General features: G+C 63.6%; 17 protein-coding genes. 6 read left to right on the forward strand and 11 right to left on the reverse strand.

The genetic code is table 11. The annotated features are described in order from the left end of the window. Positions 1-116: 116 nt before the first annotated feature. Positions 117-437, forward strand: coding sequence for a flagellar hook-basal body complex protein FliE (gene fliE / locus C7389_RS16505; RefSeq protein WP_133593488.1), 321 nt, complete (start codon positions 117-119; stop codon positions 435-437). A 95-nt stretch (positions 438-532) separates the two neighbouring features. On the opposite strand, the gene C7389_RS16510 is transcribed toward fliE, so the two are convergent. The 8 genes from C7389_RS16510 to C7389_RS16545 all read right to left on the reverse strand — a co-directional run bounded on the left by C7389_RS16510 (position 533) and on the right by C7389_RS16545 (position 7,387). Then, entirely contained in the window at positions 533-1,309 is a 777-nt protein-coding gene (locus C7389_RS16510; protein ID WP_133593490.1) for a flagellar brake protein, read from the reverse strand. 120 nt (positions 1,310-1,429) lie between these two features. After that, entirely contained in the window at positions 1,430-1,804 is a 375-nt protein-coding gene (locus tag C7389_RS16515; protein ID WP_133593492.1) for an EscU/YscU/HrcU family type III secretion system export apparatus switch protein, read from the reverse strand. Beyond that, a complete protein-coding gene (gene fliK, locus C7389_RS16520) occupies positions 1,794-2,906 on the reverse strand; it encodes a flagellar hook-length control protein FliK (protein ID WP_133593494.1) in 1,113 nt (370 codons plus the stop codon). The genes C7389_RS16515 and fliK overlap by 11 nt, the downstream gene beginning before the upstream one ends. A gap of 93 nt (positions 2,907-2,999) precedes the next feature. Next, on the reverse strand, positions 3,000-3,326 hold the full coding sequence (locus C7389_RS16525) for a flagellar protein FliT (protein WP_133593496.1): 327 nt from the start codon (positions 3,324-3,326) through the stop codon (positions 3,000-3,002). Between the two features lie 14 nt (positions 3,327-3,340). Continuing rightward, positions 3,341-3,751 (reverse strand): flagellar export chaperone FliS, encoded by a 411-nt coding sequence (gene fliS, locus C7389_RS16530; RefSeq protein WP_133593498.1) that lies wholly within the window; start codon positions 3,749-3,751, stop codon positions 3,341-3,343. A gap of 28 nt (positions 3,752-3,779) precedes the next feature. Then, a complete protein-coding gene (gene fliD / locus C7389_RS16535; protein ID WP_133593500.1) occupies positions 3,780-5,225 on the reverse strand; it encodes a flagellar filament capping protein FliD in 1,446 nt (481 codons plus the stop codon). A gap of 16 nt (positions 5,226-5,241) precedes the next feature. After that, positions 5,242-5,667, reverse strand: a complete 426-nt coding sequence (locus tag C7389_RS16540; RefSeq protein ID WP_133593502.1) for a flagellar protein FlaG — start codon at positions 5,665-5,667, stop codon at positions 5,242-5,244. Positions 5,668-5,740: 73 nt separating this feature from the next. Continuing rightward, positions 5,741-7,387: a flagellin N-terminal helical domain-containing protein gene (locus tag C7389_RS16545; protein WP_133593504.1), complete on the reverse strand. Its 1,647-nt coding sequence runs from the start codon at positions 7,385-7,387 to the stop codon at positions 5,741-5,743. A gap of 300 nt (positions 7,388-7,687) precedes the next feature. Here C7389_RS16545 and C7389_RS16550 point away from each other — a divergent pair, with 300 nt between their 5' ends. Beyond that, positions 7,688-9,622, forward strand: a complete 1,935-nt coding sequence (locus tag C7389_RS16550; RefSeq protein ID WP_133593506.1) for an O-linked N-acetylglucosamine transferase, SPINDLY family protein — start codon at positions 7,688-7,690, stop codon at positions 9,620-9,622. Positions 9,623-9,701: 79 nt separating this feature from the next. Here the strand turns inward: C7389_RS16550 and C7389_RS16555 are convergent, their stop codons facing one another. Beyond that, positions 9,702-11,342 (reverse strand): flagellin N-terminal helical domain-containing protein, encoded by a 1,641-nt coding sequence (locus C7389_RS16555; RefSeq protein ID WP_133593508.1) that lies wholly within the window; start codon positions 11,340-11,342, stop codon positions 9,702-9,704. A gap of 326 nt (positions 11,343-11,668) precedes the next feature. Between C7389_RS16555 and C7389_RS16560 the strand changes: the two genes are divergently transcribed. Genes C7389_RS16560 through C7389_RS16575 form a run of 4 tightly spaced genes read left to right on the forward strand, consistent with a single transcriptional unit; the run spans position 11,669 to position 17,863 of the window. Further along, the gene (locus C7389_RS16560) at positions 11,669-14,071 is read left to right on the forward strand and encodes an O-linked N-acetylglucosamine transferase family protein (protein ID WP_162851767.1); all 2,403 of its coding nucleotides are present in this window, start codon (positions 11,669-11,671) and stop codon (positions 14,069-14,071) included. Beyond that, complete coding sequence (locus C7389_RS16565) at positions 14,068-14,877, forward strand: class I SAM-dependent methyltransferase (RefSeq protein WP_133593513.1); 810 nt, start codon at positions 14,068-14,070, stop codon at positions 14,875-14,877. The genes C7389_RS16560 and C7389_RS16565 overlap by 4 nt, the downstream gene beginning before the upstream one ends. A gap of 5 nt (positions 14,878-14,882) precedes the next feature. After that, entirely contained in the window at positions 14,883-15,965 is a 1,083-nt protein-coding gene (locus C7389_RS16570) for an NAD/NADP-dependent octopine/nopaline dehydrogenase family protein (RefSeq protein WP_133593515.1), read from the forward strand. Next, the gene (locus tag C7389_RS16575) at positions 15,962-17,863 is read left to right on the forward strand and encodes a hypothetical protein (protein WP_211168234.1); all 1,902 of its coding nucleotides are present in this window, start codon (positions 15,962-15,964) and stop codon (positions 17,861-17,863) included. The genes C7389_RS16570 and C7389_RS16575 overlap by 4 nt, the downstream gene beginning before the upstream one ends. Here C7389_RS16575 and C7389_RS16580 read toward each other — a convergent pair. Next, complete coding sequence (locus tag C7389_RS16580; RefSeq protein WP_133593517.1) at positions 17,840-19,117, reverse strand: ATP-grasp domain-containing protein; 1,278 nt, start codon at positions 19,115-19,117, stop codon at positions 17,840-17,842. The genes C7389_RS16575 and C7389_RS16580 overlap by 24 nt on opposite strands. After that, positions 19,114-20,244 (reverse strand): DegT/DnrJ/EryC1/StrS family aminotransferase, encoded by a 1,131-nt coding sequence (locus C7389_RS16585; RefSeq protein WP_133593519.1) that lies wholly within the window; start codon positions 20,242-20,244, stop codon positions 19,114-19,116. Before C7389_RS16585 ends, C7389_RS16580 begins: the two co-directional genes overlap by 4 nt. Positions 20,245-20,249 lie beyond the last annotated feature (5 nt).

Consider the following 20,249-nt stretch of genomic DNA (forward strand, 5'->3'; position numbering starts at 1 on the left):
GACGCCACCTTGCCTCCCTTGGGCATCGTGCACACTTGGCCTTGACATCGGCTTGGTGGCATGGGCGTTGCTCTGCTAGACTGAGAACCGAGAGAACCCGATGCCGGGAGTAACACATGGATAGCCGCGGAATTGACCAGATGCTGAACGAACTGCGATCCGTATCGCAGGCCGCTCAGAACAAGCCAGTCCAGGGCACCGAAGCAACGGGCAACGTAGATTTTGCCGACGTGCTGAACAATGCGCTGAAGGATGTCAGTGCCGCCCAAAGCGAGGCGCGCGAGATGGCGCAGAATTTCTCCGCTGGCGATCCCAATGTGAACCTGCAGGATGTAATGGTAAACCTGCAGAAGGCCAGCCTCTCTTTCCAGCAGATGGTGCAGGTGCGCAACCGCTTGGTTACCGCTTACCAGGACATGATGAACATGCCGGTCTGAGTAATCCTCAGCCTGCAAACGAAGAAGCCGCCCTCCGGGGCGGCTTCTTCGTTTGCAGGCTGAGGATTTTACGCCACGGTCTGAGCCTGTGCCATTCACAGGCCGGTGCCGCGCTCGCGGGCGCTGCGGTCCCGTTCCACTTTGAAGATATAGCGCTGGATGGCGTTGTCCGCGGAGCCCGGCAGATCGATGAACTCGCAGCCGGCGCGCAGCATCTCGATGCCGTTGCGGTTGGTGAGGCGGAAGAGGTTGCGTACCCGCAGCCGAACCGGAATGGAACCAACGCCCGGCAGGGTCAGCTGGCAATCGGCGAACTCGGTGTTGGTGGAGAATTGCATGCCTTCCGGCGGGACTACCACGGCGACTCCGCCAGCGCTGATGTCCACCACCCGCGCCTCCACCGTACCCCTTTTGCCGTCGGCCTGGATGACGGGAATCAGGCAGTTGATGGTATGGGTGACCGGCGTTTGCAGCCGGTAGAACTCACGCCGCTGCAGCCGCAGCACTTCGGTGGGCAGGGCCGCGCGGAAGCCGGGGTGACCGTCCAGCACGCATGCCGAGGGCGACTCAAGCGCGAACTGGACGCGTATCTTGTCCAGATGACCGGAGCAGACTAGCTTCTCGGCGTTCCCGACCTTTTGGTTGATGAGCTCGTCTGCGCTGGCGTCGATGACGACATGGTCACCCTCCACCTGGATGATCGCGGTGAGGAAGGACTGTTGGCCCGGAGCGATGTGAGCCGAAACGAGCGTGCGACTTTCGACCAAGCCTTGAAGGACTTGTTGAATTTCGCGCTGACCGTGAAGCAGGTACTTGGCGTAATCGTCTGACTGCAATAGTTCCACGCGCGTCTGTTCGTTCTGGTTTTGCATGCTTTTGGAATCTGGTAGCGCTGCTGCAAGGCTAGCCGGAGGTTATAACACGAGCGCCAGTGGAAGTGGATGCCCGCCTGAGGGCGTGGCGGCTGCGGAGTTCATGCGTGGCTTCACTCCTCAGGATGGACCGGGCTTGGTTTCATTGCCATCGGCTTGGGCCGGGGGCGGCGTCAGCAGATCGGCGAGCGATCTGGTGCTGGGCGGAGCGCCCGCATCCACGCCTTGTTCCACCCGGTAGAGCCAGGCGAGCAGTTCGGCGACGGCGACATATAGCTGGGCCGGAATATGCGCATCCAGGTCCACCTGCATCAACAGCGAGACGAGTTCCGGCGACTCGTGAACGTAGATGCCGGCCTCGCGGGCGCGTTCAATGATTTCCTGTGCGATCAGCCCGCGGCCCTTGGCGATGACACGCGGCGCAGCGTCCCCGGCGGCGTAGGTCAGCGCGACCGCTTCGCCGCGGCCTGCGGGCAGATCGTCCTCAGGCGCCATCGCTGGGCTCCACCACCATGCCGGTGAGGGGTACGTCGACCGCGGCGAGGGCGTCTTCGAGCGACTGGCGGTTGTTTTCCAGCGCGTCGATCGCGCCGCTTTCCGCCGCGCGCAGGCGCACCGCGACACCGGCTGGCGTGAGGTGCAGCTGAGCTTCTAGGCCGCCCAGGCGGGGCAGGGTGACGCGGAGGGTGGTGTTCCACTCCTGCAAGGCTTCGTCGTTGCCGTCGCCCTGGCCGTCGCGAGGATCGTCGATGATCCACTCGAACGGTTGGCCGGGCCAGAGCTGACCATGGAAGAGGTATTGATTGGTGGCCAGGGCATCCAGCTGCTGATGGACGACCGGAAGCAGTCGGTCGGCAACCGGGCCGGTGCGAACGGGCGCAAGCTCTTCCTGGCTTGTCTGGCTGAAGACGCTGGCGAGTCGCTCCAGGGCGCTCTTTTCCCCGCCCGGGCTCGCGGCTACAGCCGGCTGTCCACTTGCCCCTGGTGTCGCGCGAAGTGGCGAACTGGCGACCTGGCCTTGCGGTTCCTTCGAGAGCGTCTGCAGGTCCATCTTTCCGCTCAGCAGTTGGGACTGGTGAGACTCGTAGAACAGCCCGCTCTGCACCAGGGCCTGCCTGAGAGCGGGAGTCAGCGGCGCGCCAGTGAGTGGTGGAGCGTTCAGCAGTGGCTGGTTGGCAGCGAGCTTCGCCGGTTCGGGCGTAGGCTGGCCGGTGAGCAGGAAGCTGATCAGCCGGCCGGTCTGGCTGAGCACCGGTTGGCTGGAGGCGTTGCTGTTGGCTGCCGCACTTTGCTGGCCCACCACCTGGGCATAGACGGCGCGCGGGGTGTTCTGGGTTACTTCCAGTTCCAGCGTGTCGCCCGGGCTGGCTGATTGATTCAGAGAGAGGGTTAGTGTCTGGCCGGCCACCAGGGCGCGGAAGGTGCCATCCGGCAGCACCCGCTGCAGGGTGGCGAAGATGCGCTGGCCCGGGAGCAGGTCCGGGAGACTGGCGGGGATCTCCCGGGCGCGCTGGACGCCGGGAAGCGGCTGGTCCGCGTTGAAGAAGCTCGCCTCGGTGATCATCCGGAGACGGGCGGCGAGATCTGGGGGAATCACGAGGAACTCCGGGGGCAGTATGTGAGGTTGATTGAAGCGGGAGTGGATTGTTTCATGCTCCAGACCTCAGACCGCCTGCCCCGGCGGGGCGCATTAGAAATCCAGTCGGCTGTATGCGTTCTTCATCGCTTTGCCGCGATTGGCCTGGGCCAGCCATTTGCGGGTGCTCTCCATCCAGGGATCGGCATGGGAGCGGATGGTGACTTCATCATCGAGTATCTGCTGCAGCAGACCGAGGATGGTTTCGCGCTCGGCGGCGTCGGTGATCCCTGCCGGATCGATGTTTGCCCGCGCAGTGTCACGCATCGCGGCGAGATCTTTTTCCAGGGCGGTGAGCTTGTCCCAGTCGTGGGCCACGGCAGCTTCCCGCATCTGCGCTGCGCACTCTGCCATGGCCTGGAAATGTTGCAGGGCGGACATGGTTTTGTTCTCGCTCAGGCGGGCTGGGCGCCCACCTGTTCGCCGATGCCTTCCCAGGCTTCGCGCAACTGGCGGAGCAGGCCGGCGACTTCTTCCAGCGCGGCCGGATCGTTGCGCAGGTTGGCGTGCAGGAGGCGGTCGGTCATGTACTCGTAGAGCGCTTCCAGGCGGAAGGCCAGCTCACCGCCGGCCTCCTTGTCCAGGCTGGCGGACAGGCCATTGGCGATGATCTCGATGGCGCGCGACACGGCCTGGCCCTTGGCCGGGATGTCCTTGCGTTCCATGGCCGCACCAGCAACCGAGATGGAGGCCAGGGCACCGTCGAACAGCATGAGGACGAGCTTGTGAGGATTTGCCGCGGTGACGCCGGTTTCCACGCCGACACGGGCGTAGGCCGATGCGCGATTTGCGGATGAGCCGAACATGATGTGATTCCTCCTGACGCCGCTTGCCTCAGCTTGATGAAGACAAGCTGTTCATGAGTTGGGTGATGTAGCTGCTGCTGGTGTTCAAGCTGGCGAGCGTGGAGTCCATCGCGGTGAATTGTGCGCGATAGCGGGTCTCCAGGATCTCCATGCGGGCTTCGAGCTTGGTGCGCTGGTCGGCGAGGTCGTCGATCTGGTTGTCCAGGCTCTTGGTGCGGGCGGTGAGCACGCCGGTCGTGCTGTCCAGGTAACCATTCAGCGTCGTCTGCATGCGCGAGGCAAAGCCGCTGGTGCCGGTGAGGAAGCTGGAGAGATCGGCGCTGGAGTTGGCCAAGGCCGTGTCCAGCTTGCCGGTGTCCAGGGTGATCATGCCGTCGCTGCCGATGGCGATGCCCAGCGAGGCCTTGCCGTCGTCGTCCAGCGACATGCCCAGGATCTTGCCGAGGCCGGAGATGCCCTCGCTCATGGTGGAGCGCAGCGCCCGCATCAGGTTGCGGGTGGTGCCGTCGCCCACCAGCGTGCCGGAGACCGCTTCTTCGTCGTCGCTTTCCGCCGGGGTATAGCTAGTGAGGTTCTGCAGCAGCGTCATCGCCTCGTTGTACTTCGTCACCATGTCGGTGATGGCGGTCTTGGCGGCCTCACGGTCGTTGCTGACGGACACCCGCAGGGTGGTGCCGGGCTTGCTGTCGAGGAGATTGAGCGTCAGCCCCTCGATGGCGTCGTCGATGACGTTGGTGCTGCGGCTGATCTCGATGCCGCCCACCTTCAGCTTGGCATCCTGAGCCGCATCCAGGGTGCTGAGCGTGCTGGTGCCACCGGTGGAGGTGTCGTAGCTGAAGCCGGCAAGGCCGTCGGTTCCGCTCATGGTGAAGCCGCTGGTGGCGCCTTCGGCGGTGCTGGCGATGACAAGCTGGTCGATCTTGCCGTTGTTCACGATGGACGCGGTCACGCCGATGCCGGCGGAGTTGATCGCATCCCGCAGATCGCTGAGGGAAGTCTTGCCTTCCGGCAGCGTGATGGTCTGTGAAGAGGTGCCGGTGAAAGTGGTGACGGCGTCGTCGCCGGTACCGGTTGTTTCGTAGGTGCCGAAGTTGAAGGTGAGCGTGCCGGCGGCAACGGTGGGTGCGGTGGTCGCGTTGCTGACCACCCGTTGGCCCTGGGCCATCTGCAGCACTTCAACCGAATAGGAGCCTGCCTTCGGCGTGCCGGAGGCAGTAGCGGTCATGACGCTGCTGTCGCTGACCGTGGTCTTCATCGAGGTGAAGAGCGACGCGTTGTTCAGCGTCGCCATGGAGGACTTGAAGGCGTTCAGCGCTGACGTGATCTGACCGTAGGCCGAGAGCTTGGTCTGGGCACTGGTTTCCTTGGCGGCAATGAGTTTCTCCGGCACCGTCCGCTCGGCCGTCATCAACTGGGTGACGAGCGATTCGATGTCGAGGCCGGAGCCGATGCCGCTGGAAGTGATCGTTGCCATGGTGCGCTTCCTCCTGTCACGCTTCCTGTTTCACCAGGAGGCCTTGCAGTTTGTCCAGCGCCTTGGAGATGCGCATCATCTCTTCGGACGGGATCTGCTTGATGACCTCGTTGGTTTCCGAGTCCACGATTTTCACGATGACGCGGCCTGAGTCGTCATCCACCGAAAAGTCGAGCCCGCTGGCCACCGGTTTCAGCGCGGCCTGGAAATCAGCCAGGGCCTGCTGCAGTGCTTCCGATGTCTGGACGGGGTCGAAGCCGCTCTCCTGTCCGCTTGAGCCGGATGGCGTAGGGGGCGCGGCAAGGCCAGGTTGAGTAATGGCAGTTTCTGCCGGGCCGGGGGCAGGAACTGCCGGTATGGGCGATAGATTGTCGCTTGCCGTGCCCGCCGTTGCTGCCGGAGGCAGGGCGGGCGATGCCGAGGGTATGGACTGAATGTTCATCCTGGCCTCCTGATGGGGAAACGGCGCGGCGGCTCTTGGAGCCCCGCGCCGCGACTACCCGATCTTACCCGAATTAGCCAAGCAGACTCAGGACGTTTTGCGGCAGGGCGTTGGCTTGCGACAGCATCGCGGTACCAGCCTGTTGCAGGATCTGTGCCCGAGTGAGGTTGGCGGTTTCCGCCGCGAAGTCCGCATCACGGATCCGCGAACGGGAGGCCGACAGGTTCTCGGAACTCGCCTGAAGGTTACTGATCGTGCTCTCGAAGCGGGATTGCAGAGCACCGTACCGTGCGCGCTGGGCATTGACCGCGGATAGCGCCGAGTCGACCATCGCCAAGGTTCTGTTGGCGGCTTCGACGGTGGAGACGTCCATCTTGTCCACCGACTGGAGCTGGCCGCCGAACGTGCCGGAGGTCGTGGTGATCTCCGCCTTATTCGTCTTCAGTGAGAAGGAGCGATCGGAGTCGAGAATGACCTGACCGGTGATCCAGGCCGCGCTCGTGCTGCTCCAGGTGGAGGCGTCGGTCACCCCGGCGATGGTGCCGCCGGCGATCGCCGCGCTGCCGTCATTGGCGGTGTCGCCATCGATGACACGGATGTCATTGAGCGACACATCCACGCCCGCGCCGCTGCTATCCACCGAGGCGTTGGTGATCCGCAGATCCTTGCCCGCTTCGCTGGTGATCTGCAGGCCGAAGCTGCCGTCATCCGCTTCCACGATCTTGGCGACGAAGCCGGTCTTGCCGGACACGTCGTTGAAGGCCTGCACAGCGGAGGCCAGTTGGCTGGCGTTGGCCGCAGCGGTACCCGTGGAGGAGCCGCCGATGGAGAAGGACACCGTGGTGTAGGACGAGGGATCCGCGCCAGCGGTGGTATCGGTCGCCAGCAGGAAGGTGTAGCTCTGGCCCTGGGTGAAGGCGCCGGAGGACGCATCGCCCGCGCCCAGCACGAAGGTGGTGTTGGCAGAAGCCGTCACACCCGCCTGTGCCTGGTTGATCTTGGCGGCGATCTCTTCGGCGCTGGCACCGGAGGAGTAGCTGATGTCCTTGCTGCCCAGGCTGCTGGAGATGGTGATGGTGTCACCGGTGATCGCAGAGCTGGCGCCGGTGGTGGCGGTGGTCAGCTGGCCATCGGCATTGGACCCGCGTACCAGGTCACCCGTGCCTGTCTGGGTCTTGGCGGATACCGTCAAGCCACCGACGCGGTAGTTGCCGTAGGCGTTGGTCTGGAAGTTGCCCGAGGTGGCGGTGATGGTCTGGTTGGCATTCGCGCCGACCTGGAAGGTGGCGGCGGTGAAGGAGCCGTCCAGCAGCTTCTGGCCGTTGAATTCGGTGGTGGTCGCGATGCGTTGCAGTTCCTGCGTCAGCTGCTGGACTTCGGAGTTCAGCGCGGCACGGTCGCCAGCGGAGTTGGTGGCGTTGGCGGACTGCACCGACAGTTCGCGAATACGCTGCAGGATGTCGCCGGAGGATTGCAGGGCGGCTTCAGCGGTCTGCGACAGGGAGATGCCGTCGTTCGCGTTGCGGGTTGCTTGATCCAGGCCACGGATCTGAGAGGTGAAGCGTTCGGAGATCGCCAGGCCGGCGGCGTCGTCCTTGGCACTGTTGATACGCAGGCCGGAGGAAAGCCGTTGCAGAGAGGTCTGCAAGGAGTTCGACGAGTTATTCAGGTTGCGCTGGGCATTCAGCGACTGAATATTGGTGTTGATGGTTTGTGCCATTTTGAGGCTCCTTGAGGAGAGGTCTTTCCGTTAACCCGGCCTGAGCACTTTGATCTGCGGTGCCGTTGGAACCATTAACGGATGTTCCGGTAAAAGCTTTAGGAAATTTTTGCCGCCCTTGCCGCCAGTTCCTGGGTCTGGTTGTGATAACGGTTTTTCCCTCCAAAGCTTGAGCTTGGCAGGGTAGCCGGGGTGCCCCGCTAGAATCCGGTTTCCAACGATTCGAGAGCGACCCCGATGGCAGAACGGCCCCTATCCGGTATGGCAGCGCCTTCCCCGTCAACCCGGGATGCGGCGGCCATGACCTTGATCGACCTCTACCGGGCGGGGCGGCTGCATGGGCTGGTCGAGGAAGCCCGCAAGGTGCTGCAGCGCGACCCCGCTTTCGGCTTCGCCTGGAAGATCCTGGGCGTGGCCTTGCAGAGCCTCGGGCTGCCCGCACTGGCGGAACTGGAAAGAGCGGCTGCCCTGCTGCCCGGCGATGCCGGCGCCCATGCCAATCTGTGTGACGGTTATCGGGAAGCGGGCCGGCTGGACGATGCGCTACGCAGTGGCCGCCAGGCGGTGGCGCTGGCGCCTGCCCTCGCGGAGGCTCACATCAACCTGAGCGCGGCCCTGCATGCGGCCGGGCAGTATGAGGACGCCGAGCTGCATGCGCGCATCGCGGTGCCACTGAGCCCGGGCGATCTGGCTGCCCGGGTCAATCTCGGCAACGCGCTGCGGGAGCAGGGCCGGCTCGCGGAAGCGATCGGGGCCTACCGGCAGGGGCTGCAGGCCCTGTCGGGCCAGCCCGCACCGCAGATGGGCCAGCCCGACCTGCCTATGGGCCAGCCCAACCTGCCTATGGGCCAGCCCAACCTGCCCATGGGCCAGCCCAACCTGCCCATGGGCCAGCCCAAGCTGCTCATCGGGTTGGGGATTGCGCTGATGCGCAATGTCGAACTGGACGCGGCGGCCGGGTGCTTCCGGGCGGCGGCGCAGTCTCCGGCGGACGCGCTGGAGGCGCAGGGCAATCTGCTCTTCCTCCTCAATTACACCCAGGTGGCGCCACAGACGGTGATCGCCGAAACCCGGCGCTACTGCGAACTCCTGCAGGCGCGCATCCCGCCGCGCACCCATTGGCGGCGTGATTCAGATCCGGAGCGGCCGCTGACCATAGGCCTGGTTTCCGGCGACTTCTGCGCCCACCCGGTCGGCTACTTCCTGGAAAGCGTGCTGGCGGCGCTGGCCGGCAATGAATGCCGGCTGCTGGCCTACCGCACCCGGCGCCGCGACGACGCGGTGTGGGCGCGGTTACGGCCGGCCTTTGCCGAAGTCATCGAAGCGGCCGGATTGAGCGATGAGGCCTTGGCGAACCGGGTTGAGCAGGACGGTGTAGACATTCTGGTCGATCTCGCCGGTCATACCGCCCATGGCCGGCCCGGCGTCTTCGCCCGCAAGCCGGCGCCGGTGCAGCACGCCTGGCTAGGCTATTTCGCCTCCACCGGCAATCCGCAGATCGACTACCTGTTGTGCGACGCGCACGTGCTGCCGCCAGCGGAGGAGCCGCTATACGTGGAGAAGCCGTGGCGTCTGCCGGACTTCGCCCTGTGCTTCACCCCGCCCCAGGAAGAGGTGGTGCCGGCGATGCCGGAGGGCGGGGTGACCTTCGGCTGCTTCAACAACCTGGCCAAGCTCAACGACGCGGTACTGGATTGTTGGAGCCAATTACTGAAGGAGATGCCGGAGGCGAAGCTGCTGCTGAAGGCGCGCGCCCTGGCGCAGGAGCCGGCGCGGGCAGTGATCGTCGAACGCTTTGCCCGCCGCGGTGTTGCCGCCAGCCGGCTGCTGCTGGAAGGGCCGGCGCCGCGGTATGACTACCTGGAGGCCTACCGGCGGGTGCATGTGATGCTGGATCCCTTTCCCTTCCCTGGCGGCACCACGACGGTGGAGGGCCTGTGGATGGGCGTACCCCACGTCACCCTCAAGGGTGATCGCTGGATCTCGCACCAGGGCGAGATGCTGCTGCGCGGAGTCGGGCATCCGGAATGGATCGCGGCCGACGGCGAGGCTTACCGGGCGCTGGCGCGCGGGCTGGCGACCGACCAGGCGCGGCTGGCGGCATTGCGGCAGAACCTGCGCGCAGAGCTGCTGGCCTCGCCGCTGTGCGATGCGCCGCGCTATGCCGCTAATCTCCAGGCCGCCTGGCGCGGCATGTGGCGGCAGCGGTGCGCGGAGCAGGGCGCACGGGCCTGAGCTGCACTGGGTAGCAAGAAGAACGGAGGGCCGGCGCACAGCTTGTGCGCCGGCCCTCCGGCTTTCCGCGTTCTGAAGATCAGCCTTGCAGCAGCTGCAGCACTTGCTGCGGAATCTGGTTGGCCTGGGCCAGCATGGCAGTGCCGGCCTGCTGCAGGATCTGGGCGCGGGTCAGGTTGGCGGTTTCCGCCGCGAAGTCCGCGTCGCGGATGCGCGATCGTGAGGCCGACAGGTTCTCCGAGGTGCTCTGCAGGTTGGAGATGGTGTTCTCGAAGCGGGATTGCAGGGCGCCGTAACGGGCGCGCTGGTTGTTGATCGCCGCCAGCGCCGAATCGACGATGCTCAGGGTGCGGTTGGCCGCCTCCACCGTGCTGATGTCCATCCTCCCGGTTGCCTGCAACTGGCCGCCGAAGGTGCCAGAGGAGATCGTCAGGTCATCGGTCGTGGTCGTCAGCGAGAAGGAGCGGTCCGAGTCCAGGATGAGCTGGCCGGTGATCCAGGCAGAAGAGCCGCTGCTCCACGCTGCGTTGGTCACGCCGACGATGCTGCCGCCGTTCATGGCCGCTGCCCCATCGTTGGTGGTGTCGCCGTCCATCACCCGGATGTCGTTCAGCGACACATCCACGCCTGCACCGGAGCTGTCGACCGAGGTATTGGTGATGCGCAGATCTTTGCCCACCTCGCTGGTCAGCATCACGCCCAGCGTGCCGTCGTCCGCTTCCACGATCTTGGCCACGAAGCCGGTCTTGCCGGCCACATCGTTGAAGGCCTGCACCGCGGAGGAGAGCTGGCTGGCGTTGCTGGCACCTTGGCCGGTGGCTGCACCACCGATGGTGAAGGACACGGTGGTGTAGGACGAGGGATCGACCCCGGAGGTGGTGTCGTTCGCCAGCATGAAGGTATAGCTCTGCCCCTGGGTGAAGGAGCCGGTGCTGCCCGCGCCCAGCACGAAAGTCGTGTTGGCGGAGGCGCGCACGCCGGTGCCGGCCTGGTTGATCTTGGCCGCGATGCTCTCGGCGCTGGCGCCGGCAGAGTAGGTGATCTCCTTGCTGCCCAGGCTGCTGGACAGGGTGATGGTGTCACCGGCGATGCCGGAGCTGCTGCCGGCAACCGCGGTGGAGAGCTGCCCCTGCGCCACGCTGCCCACCACCAGGTCGCCCACTCCATTGGGCGTATTGGTCGAGGTGGCGAGGCCGCCGACGCGGTAGTTGCCGTAGGCGTCCACCTGGAAGTTGCCCGAGGTGGCGGTGATGGTCTGGTTGGCGTTGGCGCCCACCTGGAACGTAGCCGCAGTGAAGGAGCCGTCCAGCAGCTTCTGGCCGTTGAACTCGGTGTTGGTTGCGATGCGCTGCAGTTCCTGGGTGAGCTGCTGCACTTCCGCGTTCAGCGCCGCGCGGTCGCCGGCCGAGTTGGTGGCGTTGGCTGACTGGATGGACAGCTCGCGGATACGCTGCAGAATGTCGCCGGAGGACTGCAGCGCGGCTTCGGCCGTCTGCGCCAGCGAGATGCCGTCGTTGGCGTTGCGGGCCGCCTGGTCCAGGCCGCGGATCTGCGATGTGAAACGCTCGGAAATGGCCAGGCCGGCGGCGTCGTCCTTCGCGCTGTTGATGCGCAGACCGGATGACAGGCGCTGCAGCGAGGTCTGCAGCGAGTTGGCTGAGTTATTCAGATTGCGCTGCGCATTCAGCGATTGGATGTTGGTGCTGATGACCTGTGCCATGTTCATCTCCTTGCATACGGATCAGAGGTTGTCCGGGCCGGCAGGACGTTGCCTCCGCATCCGGCCTCCGAGCTGAGCTCTTAATAGCGAGGAGCGTGCCAGGTATTTTTTTCTTTAAATATCAAATAGATGAAAGGATATGACAGAGGCTGGGCGGAAGAAATTGCCGGTTGCCGGCAGCTGCGGCAGGGCAGCCTTGCCGCTTGCCGTCGCCGGTAATGGCCGGTTTTGCCGCTCCTCCTTCGCGGATTGACCGCAGGAGGGCCGTGGCAGAATGCATCGACTTTCCGGCGCACCCCGGCCCATCACCTGACGGACTCCATTCGATGACTTCAGTGCAGTCGCTATATGAAGAAGCCCTGGCCGCTCAACTGGCGGGGAAGAACGACGAGGCGATACAGGCCTACCACGCGCTGCTGGCCGAGGCGCCGGCCCACGCCGAGGGCAACCACAACTTGGGGCTGCTGGAGTTCTCCCGCGGCAACCTGGATCAGGCGCTGGAACGGCTGATGAACGCGATCGAGGCGCGGCCGGCGGAAAGCCAGTTCTGGCATTCCCTGCTGGAAGTGCTGTTGGCGGCGGGTGCCGCCGGCCATGCGGTGCAGATGCTGGAGCAGGCCGCTGGCAGCGGCATTACCGAGGATGAGCTGCAGAAGATGCGGCAGCGCATAGAAGCCGCCACCGCGCCGGTGGTGGAAGAGGCGCCGGTGGCCGGGCCGGTGAAGCTGGCGGCGGACGAGCAGGAGAAGGAACTGCTCGCCGCCGTTGCCCAGATCATCCGCCGCAGCCGGGCACAGATGGCCTCCGGCAAGCGTGCGGCAATAAAGGGGCGGCCAGTCGATAGCAAGGTCTTCAACCGCCTGGTTGAACTGTTCAACCAGGGAGAACTGCATGAACTGGAAAAGCGTGCGCAGCAGCTTACGAAGACGCATCCCCTGAATCCCGCGGGCTGGCATTTTCTCGGGATGGCCCATTTTCGGCTGGGTGAGCGAATGTCTGCGTTGAAATCGCTGGTAAAGGCCAATGAGGCATTCCCTGCCGATGCGCAGATGCTGGACCACTTGGGCTCGGCCCTTTCCACTTTCAATTATCTGGCCGAGGCTGAAGCGCTGTTCAAGCTCAGCCTGGAAATAAGGCCGTCGAAGATCGATACGCTGGTGCGCTACGGCAATATGGAGGTCAACCGCCGCGCCTTCGATAAGGGCGAGGGGCTGGCGCGCAAGGCGGTCGAGATTGCACCCGGTAATGCAATGGCCTGCCAGTTGATGGCGCTGGTTCTGCTTTCCACCCGGCGTGTCGATGAGGCGATTCCGTATCTGGAAAGGGCAATTCAGGCCGACCCCAGTTTTGGAGGTGCCTATCAGGATCTCGGTTACGCCTACTTCAACCAGGGCCGGCTGGACGATTCGATTCGTACCAGCGAGCAGGCGGTGGAGCACAACCCGGACAACCCCAATACCTATTCCAATCTGCTGTTCTTCACGGCACACGACTATCGTCTTTCGCCTGAAGATGTCTTCGAACAACATTTGGAGTTCGGCCGTCGCTTCGAAGTACCCCTCCTCTCCACCCATCGTCCGCATGAGAACGACAGGGACCCTGAGCGACGCTTGCGGATCGGCTTCGTCTCCGGTGACTTTTATGACCATGCCGTGGCCAGCTTCATCGAGCCGGTGCTGAAGAATCTGGATACCAATCGCTTCGACCTCTACGCTTTCCACAACACGGTCAAGTTCGATGCGATCTCGGAGCGCTTGAAGGCCTTGTTCAAGTTCTGGGTGTCGATTCCCCATGTATCGGATAAGGATGTGGCAGAGATTGTTCGCGCCTGCCGGATTGACATCCTGGTCGATCTCTCCGGCCATACCGCCGGCCACCGTCTGCTGGCCTTCGCCCGCAAGCCAGCGCCGCTGCAGGTGAGTTGGATTGGTTACCCGAATACCACCGGCCTGGTCAGCATGGACTATCACTTCGCTGACCGCTTCAATTCGCCGGAGGGATTGTTCGACCATCTGTTTACCGAGCAGATCGTTCGCCTTCCCAGCAACGGTACCTTCATCCACCCTGACCGGAGCCCGGGGGTGAATGCCCTGCCGGCGCTGAGCAATGGCCATCTGACGTTTGGCAGCTTCAATCGCCTGGGCAAAGTGTCGGCGCCAACCTTCGATCTGTGGGCCCGGGTAATGCGTGAATGCCCGGATGCCCGGATGTTGTTGGGGGCGGTGCCATCGGAGTCGGTGGCCGACGCACTGCGTGAGGAGTTCAGCAAGCGCGGAGTGGCTGGTGACCGGTTGCGTTTCGAGCTACGCAAACCGATGCTCGATTACCTGAAGTTGCACAACGAAGTGGACCTCATCCTCGACACCTTTCCCTATCCGGGCGGTACCACGAGCAACCTTGCGGTATGGATGGGCGTGCCGGTGCTGACCATGCAAGGGAATTCACGTATCTCCCACGGTGGTGCGGGTGCCATGAGCCGTATCGGGCTGGATGATTTCATTGCCCGTGACGAAGACGATTTCGTGAGCCGGGCGCGGCAGATTGCCGCCGCGCCGGAAACGCTTGTTGAACTGCGTGCCGGGCTGCGACAACGTATTGCAGAGTGCCCGTACCGGGATATCCGTTTCGTCACCCGTGGCCTGGAGCGGGCGTTCAGGTCTATCTGGCGCGACTGGTGCGCAGGTCTAGCACCGCGCTCGCGGCAGATCCCGGATAGGGATGAAGAGTGAGCGGGCGCGCTTCGGACAGGCCGCCGCTGACTTCAAGCGGTGGGAGTGCCGACGCATGGAGCGAGCGCGCTCGCTGGTCGTTCCAATATCGCGGCGAGTCCATTTACACCATTACGCCCATCCCCTTTTATCTGGCTCGGCGGCGTCTGCTGGTCCAGCTCATGCAGTCCCATGTCGCTGCAGCAGCACGGGTGTGCGATTACGGCTGTGGGGATGGCTGGTATCTACGGCACTTCGCTCAACTGAGTCCGGCGGTGGAATGGACCGGGGTCGATGTTGCGCCAGGCATGCTGGAGCTGGCAGCGCAAGCGGCGCCGCAAGCCAGGCTGTTCTTGCCGGACGAGGATTGGGGGCAGCGCTTCGATCTGATCTATTGCGTTGCCGTGCTGGCCCATGTCGATGACGAATTGCTTATGAGGATTCTGAGTGAATGGTCCACGCGGCTGGCTCCGGGCGGACGCATACTGATATTCGAACAAGTGGGACCACATACCAGCCGCGGGGCTGGCTACGTGAGGCGGGCCGCGCATGATTATCTCGCCGCATTTACCGCTGCCGGATATGAGCTTCAGGATGCATGGCGCCTGAGTTTTGATGCCCATCGCTGGTTCGAGCGCCACGTTGCCAAGCTGTTGTATACGCATTGGTACGATGCGGAAACAGATACTCAGCGACGTTTGCAGGCCAACCAGTCCAGGCTTTTCCGAGGGCTGTCGAGACTCTCTGTGATGCTCTCCCGAAATCGTCTCAAGCGCGATCTCGGCGATTACGGCAATGCCCTGATGTTGTTCGGGAAAGGGGGATAGGGATCGTGGATAGGGTTGCTGTTCTGGGGGCTGGCAACGGTGGCCAAGCGCTCGCGGGCAGCCTCGCAAGTCGGGGCTTCGAGGTCTGCCTGTATGCGCGGAATCTGGAGAAACTGGGCGAGGTGCGCCACAGCCGTCTCATCCGTGGCTATGGCGTAGAGAGCTGGCTTGCTTCGCTGGCTGTGGTGACGGATAGCTTGGAATTTGCGCTCGGGGCGGCGGACGTGATCTTCGTGGTTACTACCGCCGATGCCCATGGCGAGCTGGCAGTCCAGATGGCGCCCTATCTGCGCCATGGGCAACTGGTTGTGCTGAGCCCTGGGCGTACCGGTGGTGTATTGGAGTTTCGCCAGGCGTTGCGGCAACACTGCCAGGCAGAGGTTTGTGTGGCAGAGGCGCAGAGCCTGATTTATGCCTGCCGCCTCGAAGGGCCGGGGCGGGTCAAGCTCATTGGCCGTAAGGAAAGAGTGCTGCTGGGCACTTGGCCGGCGGAGCGGGCGGTGACCGCGGTGGAGCGGATCAAGCCCTTGTTCGATTGCTTCCAGCCGGCGCGCAACCTGCTCGAGACTGGGCTGGCCAACATGGGTGCAGTACTGCATCCGTCGATTACCTTGCTCAATGCCGGCACGATAGATCGTGGACAGCGCTTCTTCTTTTACCAAGACGTCACCGAGAGGATTGCCGATCTGGTTGCTCGCCTGGATGCAGAGCGCATCGGTCTGGGCCGTGCCTACGGCCTGGAACTCGACTCTCTGCAGGAGTGGATGCTGAAGGCCTATCCCCAGACCCATGCGGTTTCGCTGGCAGAGCAGATGCGTACCAGCCCTTCGTATTACGACATCCTGGCCCCCGGTTTGCTGGATTCGCGGTTGCTGAGCGAGGATGTGCCGACTGGGCTGGTGCCTTTTGAAGAGCTTGCGCGTGCGGCCGGCATGGAGCTGCCGTTGACGCGGGCATTGGTAGATCTGGCTTCTGCCATTCTGGGGCGGGATTTCCGCCGGAGCGGGCGGACATTGAAGAGGATGGGGCTGGAGGGCATGAGCGCACTGGATATCAGGACAGTGATCGAGGGCGGAGCGGGACTGTGAGTGTCATTCCTGGAGAGGTTTTCGGCTTCCTGCGCCATTCGATAGATGCCCATACGTTGGGCATCAGTTATGTGGCGCGGCTGATAGAAGCTTCGGGCCATGGCTGTGTGATCGGCGATCGGGCCATTGTTGAGCTGGTCGGCGATATGAATGCGGAGAGCAGTTCTGCCGGGTTGTATGGCTGGGTCAAGCTCCATCGCATAAGCCGACTGGGCTTCAGCTTTCGCCTCGATCCGCACATGGCCCGGGATACCTTCGGCCGGCTCTACCACCTGCTCCATTCGCAGCACGCCTTTGCCGACCAGGGCGGCCAATTGCGGGCGATCTACTTCGCAGGTCTCCCGGAGGCCTGCGCCTTGGTTCGCCGAGAGTTCGGTGAGCGCGTGCAAACCTTCGAGGGCGATGAATCGCCGGCGGAAACGCTGGCCCGCCTCGGCATTCCCGAAGAGCGCATGCCGGCCTTCCTGCAACTCGAGTCCACCTATGACAACGAGCGCATGCGGTTTGCCCGCGAAGTGCTGGAGCCGGCGACCCATCTCGGTGTGGGGCCGGTTGACCGCAGCGGCGGGCAAAACTTCGGTACCCGTTCCGAACACCTGCTGGACCGGGTGGATCACGGTAAGCGCGCGGGCCTGCCCCCCCTGATGCGTGTTCACGTCGGCCCCTTCGGCACGCCTAGGGAAACGGCGGTGGCCGAGTTCCTGCAGTGGTCCAAGCGACTGGCGGCGGGTGGCCTTCTGGATATTCTCAGCATCGGTACCTCCCAGCTGACCCAGTCCAATTTCGGCGAAGAATGGGGCGATCGTCCGAACGGCGGCGGGGTACCGATTAACTCGGAGGAGGAGTACACCCGGGTTTGGGATGCAGCCAGGCCCATGCTGGTCAGGACTTATGCGGGAACCCGGCATGTCCGCCGCCTCGCCGAAATGCATGAGCGCACCCTCAATATTGCTTGGCATGCGCTGTCTTTGTGGTGGTTCTGTCAGATCGATGGTCGAGGCGAGAACACCGTCCATCAGAACCTGACGGAGCACCTGGAGGCCATCCGCAGCATCGCCGCCAGCGGCAAGCCTCTGGAAGCGAACGTGCCACATCACTTCGCGTTCCGGGGAGCAGATGACATCAGCTATGTGCTGTCTGCCTATCTGGCTGCCAGGACGGCCAAACGGCTGGGGATCCGCAGCTTCGTGCTGCAGAACATGCTCAATACGCCGAAGTACACCTCCGGTCTGTCGGACCTGGCCAAATCACGGGCCATGCTGAGGCTGGTGCGCACGCTGGAGGACAAGGACTTCCGTGTGATTCTGCAGCCGCGTGCCGGGCTGGACTATTTCTCACCGAACCTGGATAGAGCGCGCGTACAGTTGGCCGCCTCCGCGCTGATGATGGATGACATTGAGCCGGATCAGCCAGAGAGCCCGCCCATCATCCATGTGGTCAGCTACAGTGAAGCGGCCTATCTGGCGGACCCTCCTGTCATCGAAGACAGCATACGCATCGTGCGGGGCGCGTTAGATGCCTACCGTGGTGCGCGCAAGGCGGGTCAGGCTCCGGTGTTTGGCTTCGACCTGCATGTGGAAGGCCGCGCCCAGCAGTTGCTCGCAGGTGCCCAGTCTGTGCTCGCGGTGATTGAGAGGGAAATTGCCGACCCTTACACGGTGGATGGCCTGTACCGTATCTTCGCGGCCGGATTCCTTCCGGTGCCCTATCTATGGGAAGGGAAGGACGAATTCCGCTTCGCGACGGCCTGGGAAACTGCGTTGGTCGATGGTGGCGTCAGCGTGGTGGACGCGCGGGGCGTGCCGGTGCCGCCGGCCGAGCGTGCCGAACTGGCCGCCAGCCGCTTGCCCCGGGTGTTTCCCCCGCTAGCCGGCTCATTGCTGCAGGGCTTGCCGTAGCAGCATGTCGTTGCCGTTGTGATCGAGGGCGCGGGCGCTGGCGAACAACTGATGCAGTTTTTCATCCAGCGCTGCGGTGCTCACCCCGGAAAGCAGAGCAGCGGCAACGCGGTTGCTGCTGTTCAGGGCCGAGCCGACCTCCATGCCCGGCGTCTTGGTGGGGAAGTAGTCCAGGATGACGCCTTGGGCCTTCAGCATGTCGAAGCCCTCCAGTTTCGCCAGCATGCAGGGTCTGGCATAGAGATACTGCATGGCATGCAGAGGTGCGTCGGCGGGCATAGGAAAGACTGTCGGCGGTATGGACGGATGCTGCCCGAACAGCGTATCGACATAAGCCCGCATGACGTCGTAGCCGGTGGCCGCCTTGATGAAGCAATGCTTGGCGCCGCCGGCGATGCGCGCGCTCAGCTCGAGGATGTACAGGCCGCGGCTGGAGGCGATGGCCTGCACGATCATCGGTGAGTTGTCGATATCAAAAGCCCGGGCGATCTGCGATACCACCATCTTGATCCGGTCTGCCAGCAGGTGAGCCGCTGGCGCGGGCTGGATGCTGCGATGAATGGGGAAGGCGCCCTGCTCGTTGGCCAGTTTCTGCGATTCGCTGACCATCAGCACGTGCGTTGTGCCATTGATGACAAAGGCGTCTATCGACAACTCCGCCCCGTCGATGTACTCCTCGCAGATCACCTCGCCCGAGCGGCTGGCGGCGCGGGCGCAGGCGTAAGCCTGAGGGAACTGCTCTGGGGTTTCAGCCAGGGTGACGCCCTTGGAGCTGTTGCTGTCCACTGGTTTGCATACCAAGGGAAAGATGAGGCCGGAAGGTGGGGTGTCAGCCTTCTCGTGTTGGATGGTGAAGGCAGAAGTGGGGATGCCGGCCTCCCGCATCCGCTCCTTCATCCAGCGCTTGTTGGTCAGTTGGCGCGTGGCTTGGGTGTTGAAGGGGCAGGGGAGTTGGAGCGCCTCGCTGACCTGAGCGACGGTCAGCAGGGCTTGGTCGGTGCAAGCTGTGGTGAGCAGGCTGGCTTGTTCGGCCTGCACGATTCTGGTTACGGCGTCCGCATCCAGGGTACTTGCCTGATAGTGGATATCCGCATGCGGAGCGGCAGGTGGCGCCGGGTTGTAATCCACCAGCACCACTTTCCAGTTGCGTCGCTTCAGTTCCTCGATGAGACCGATCTGGTCGAAGCCGCCTGCCAGGACGATGGCCTTGGGTTTGCCGGTTGCAACTGCAGGAGAAGGCACATCGAGGCTCATTGAGACGACGCCTGCTTGGTCAACGGCTGATGGAGGATGCCGATCACACGTCCCACTTCCTCGGGCGCGATGGTAGGAAAGATCGGCAGGCAGATGATCTGTTCGGCGATGTGAGCCGCATGGGCGAGGCGGGCCGGTGCTGCGCTGGGCAGGCCGCGGTACATCGGAAAGGAGCTGATCAGTGGGTAGAAGTAACGCCGGGCGAGGATGTCCTGAGACTTCAGGAGCTCGTAAAGCTCGTCCCGGCTCAGGGGGTAGTCCTCGGAAACGAGGACTGGGCAATAAGCATGGTTCCAGGCGACGTCGGAGGGAGGGTGTATGAGTTTCAGAGAAGGGATTTCTGCCAGGCCCTTCGCATAGCGCTGGAAGATGGTGGCCCGGGCTCCGAGCGCGGCGTCGATGTGGCGCAGTTGGAGCAGTCCCATGGCGGCGGACACCTCGTTCATCTTGCCGTTGATACCGGGGGCGACGATGGTGACTTCATTGGCGAAGCCGAAGTTCTTCAGGTAGTCGATGCGCTGCTTGATCTTCGCATCCGGGCAGACGATGGCGCCGCCCTCGAAGGTGTTGAATACCTTGGTGGCGTGGAAACTGAGGATGGAAAGATCGCCATGTTGCAGGATGCTGCTGCCGTTCTGCCGCACGCCGAAGGCATGGGCGGCGTCGTAGATCACTTTCAGGCCATAGGTGTCGGCGATGCGCTCTATGCGCTCCACGTTGCATGGGATGCCATAGCAGTGCACCGGCAGGATGGCGGTGGTGGCGGGGGTTATCGCTTCCTCGATACGGTCTGGATCAAGGTTGCAGGTGCTGGGGTCGATATCCACGAACACTGGCTTGATGCCGTTCCATAGCAGGGAGTGCGAGGTGGCGGCAAAGGTGTAGGGCGTGGTGATGACCTCGCCGCCGATGCGCAGCGCCTGCAGCGCGGTGACCAGCGCCAGCGTGCCGTTGGCGAACAGGCTGAGGTGCTCCACGCCCAGGTAGGCGGCCAACTCGGCTTCCAACTGCTGGTGGAAGGGGCCGTTGTTGGTCAGCCACTTGTTGTCCCAGATCTGCTGCAAGTAGGGGACGAACTCTTCCAGCGGCGGCAGGAAAGGGCTGGTGACTGGAGTCTTGTTGCTCATGGCCG

Source organism: Azoarcus indigens (assembly GCF_004361735.1).
Lineage (GTDB): Bacteria > Pseudomonadota > Gammaproteobacteria > Burkholderiales > Rhodocyclaceae > Azoarcus > Azoarcus indigens.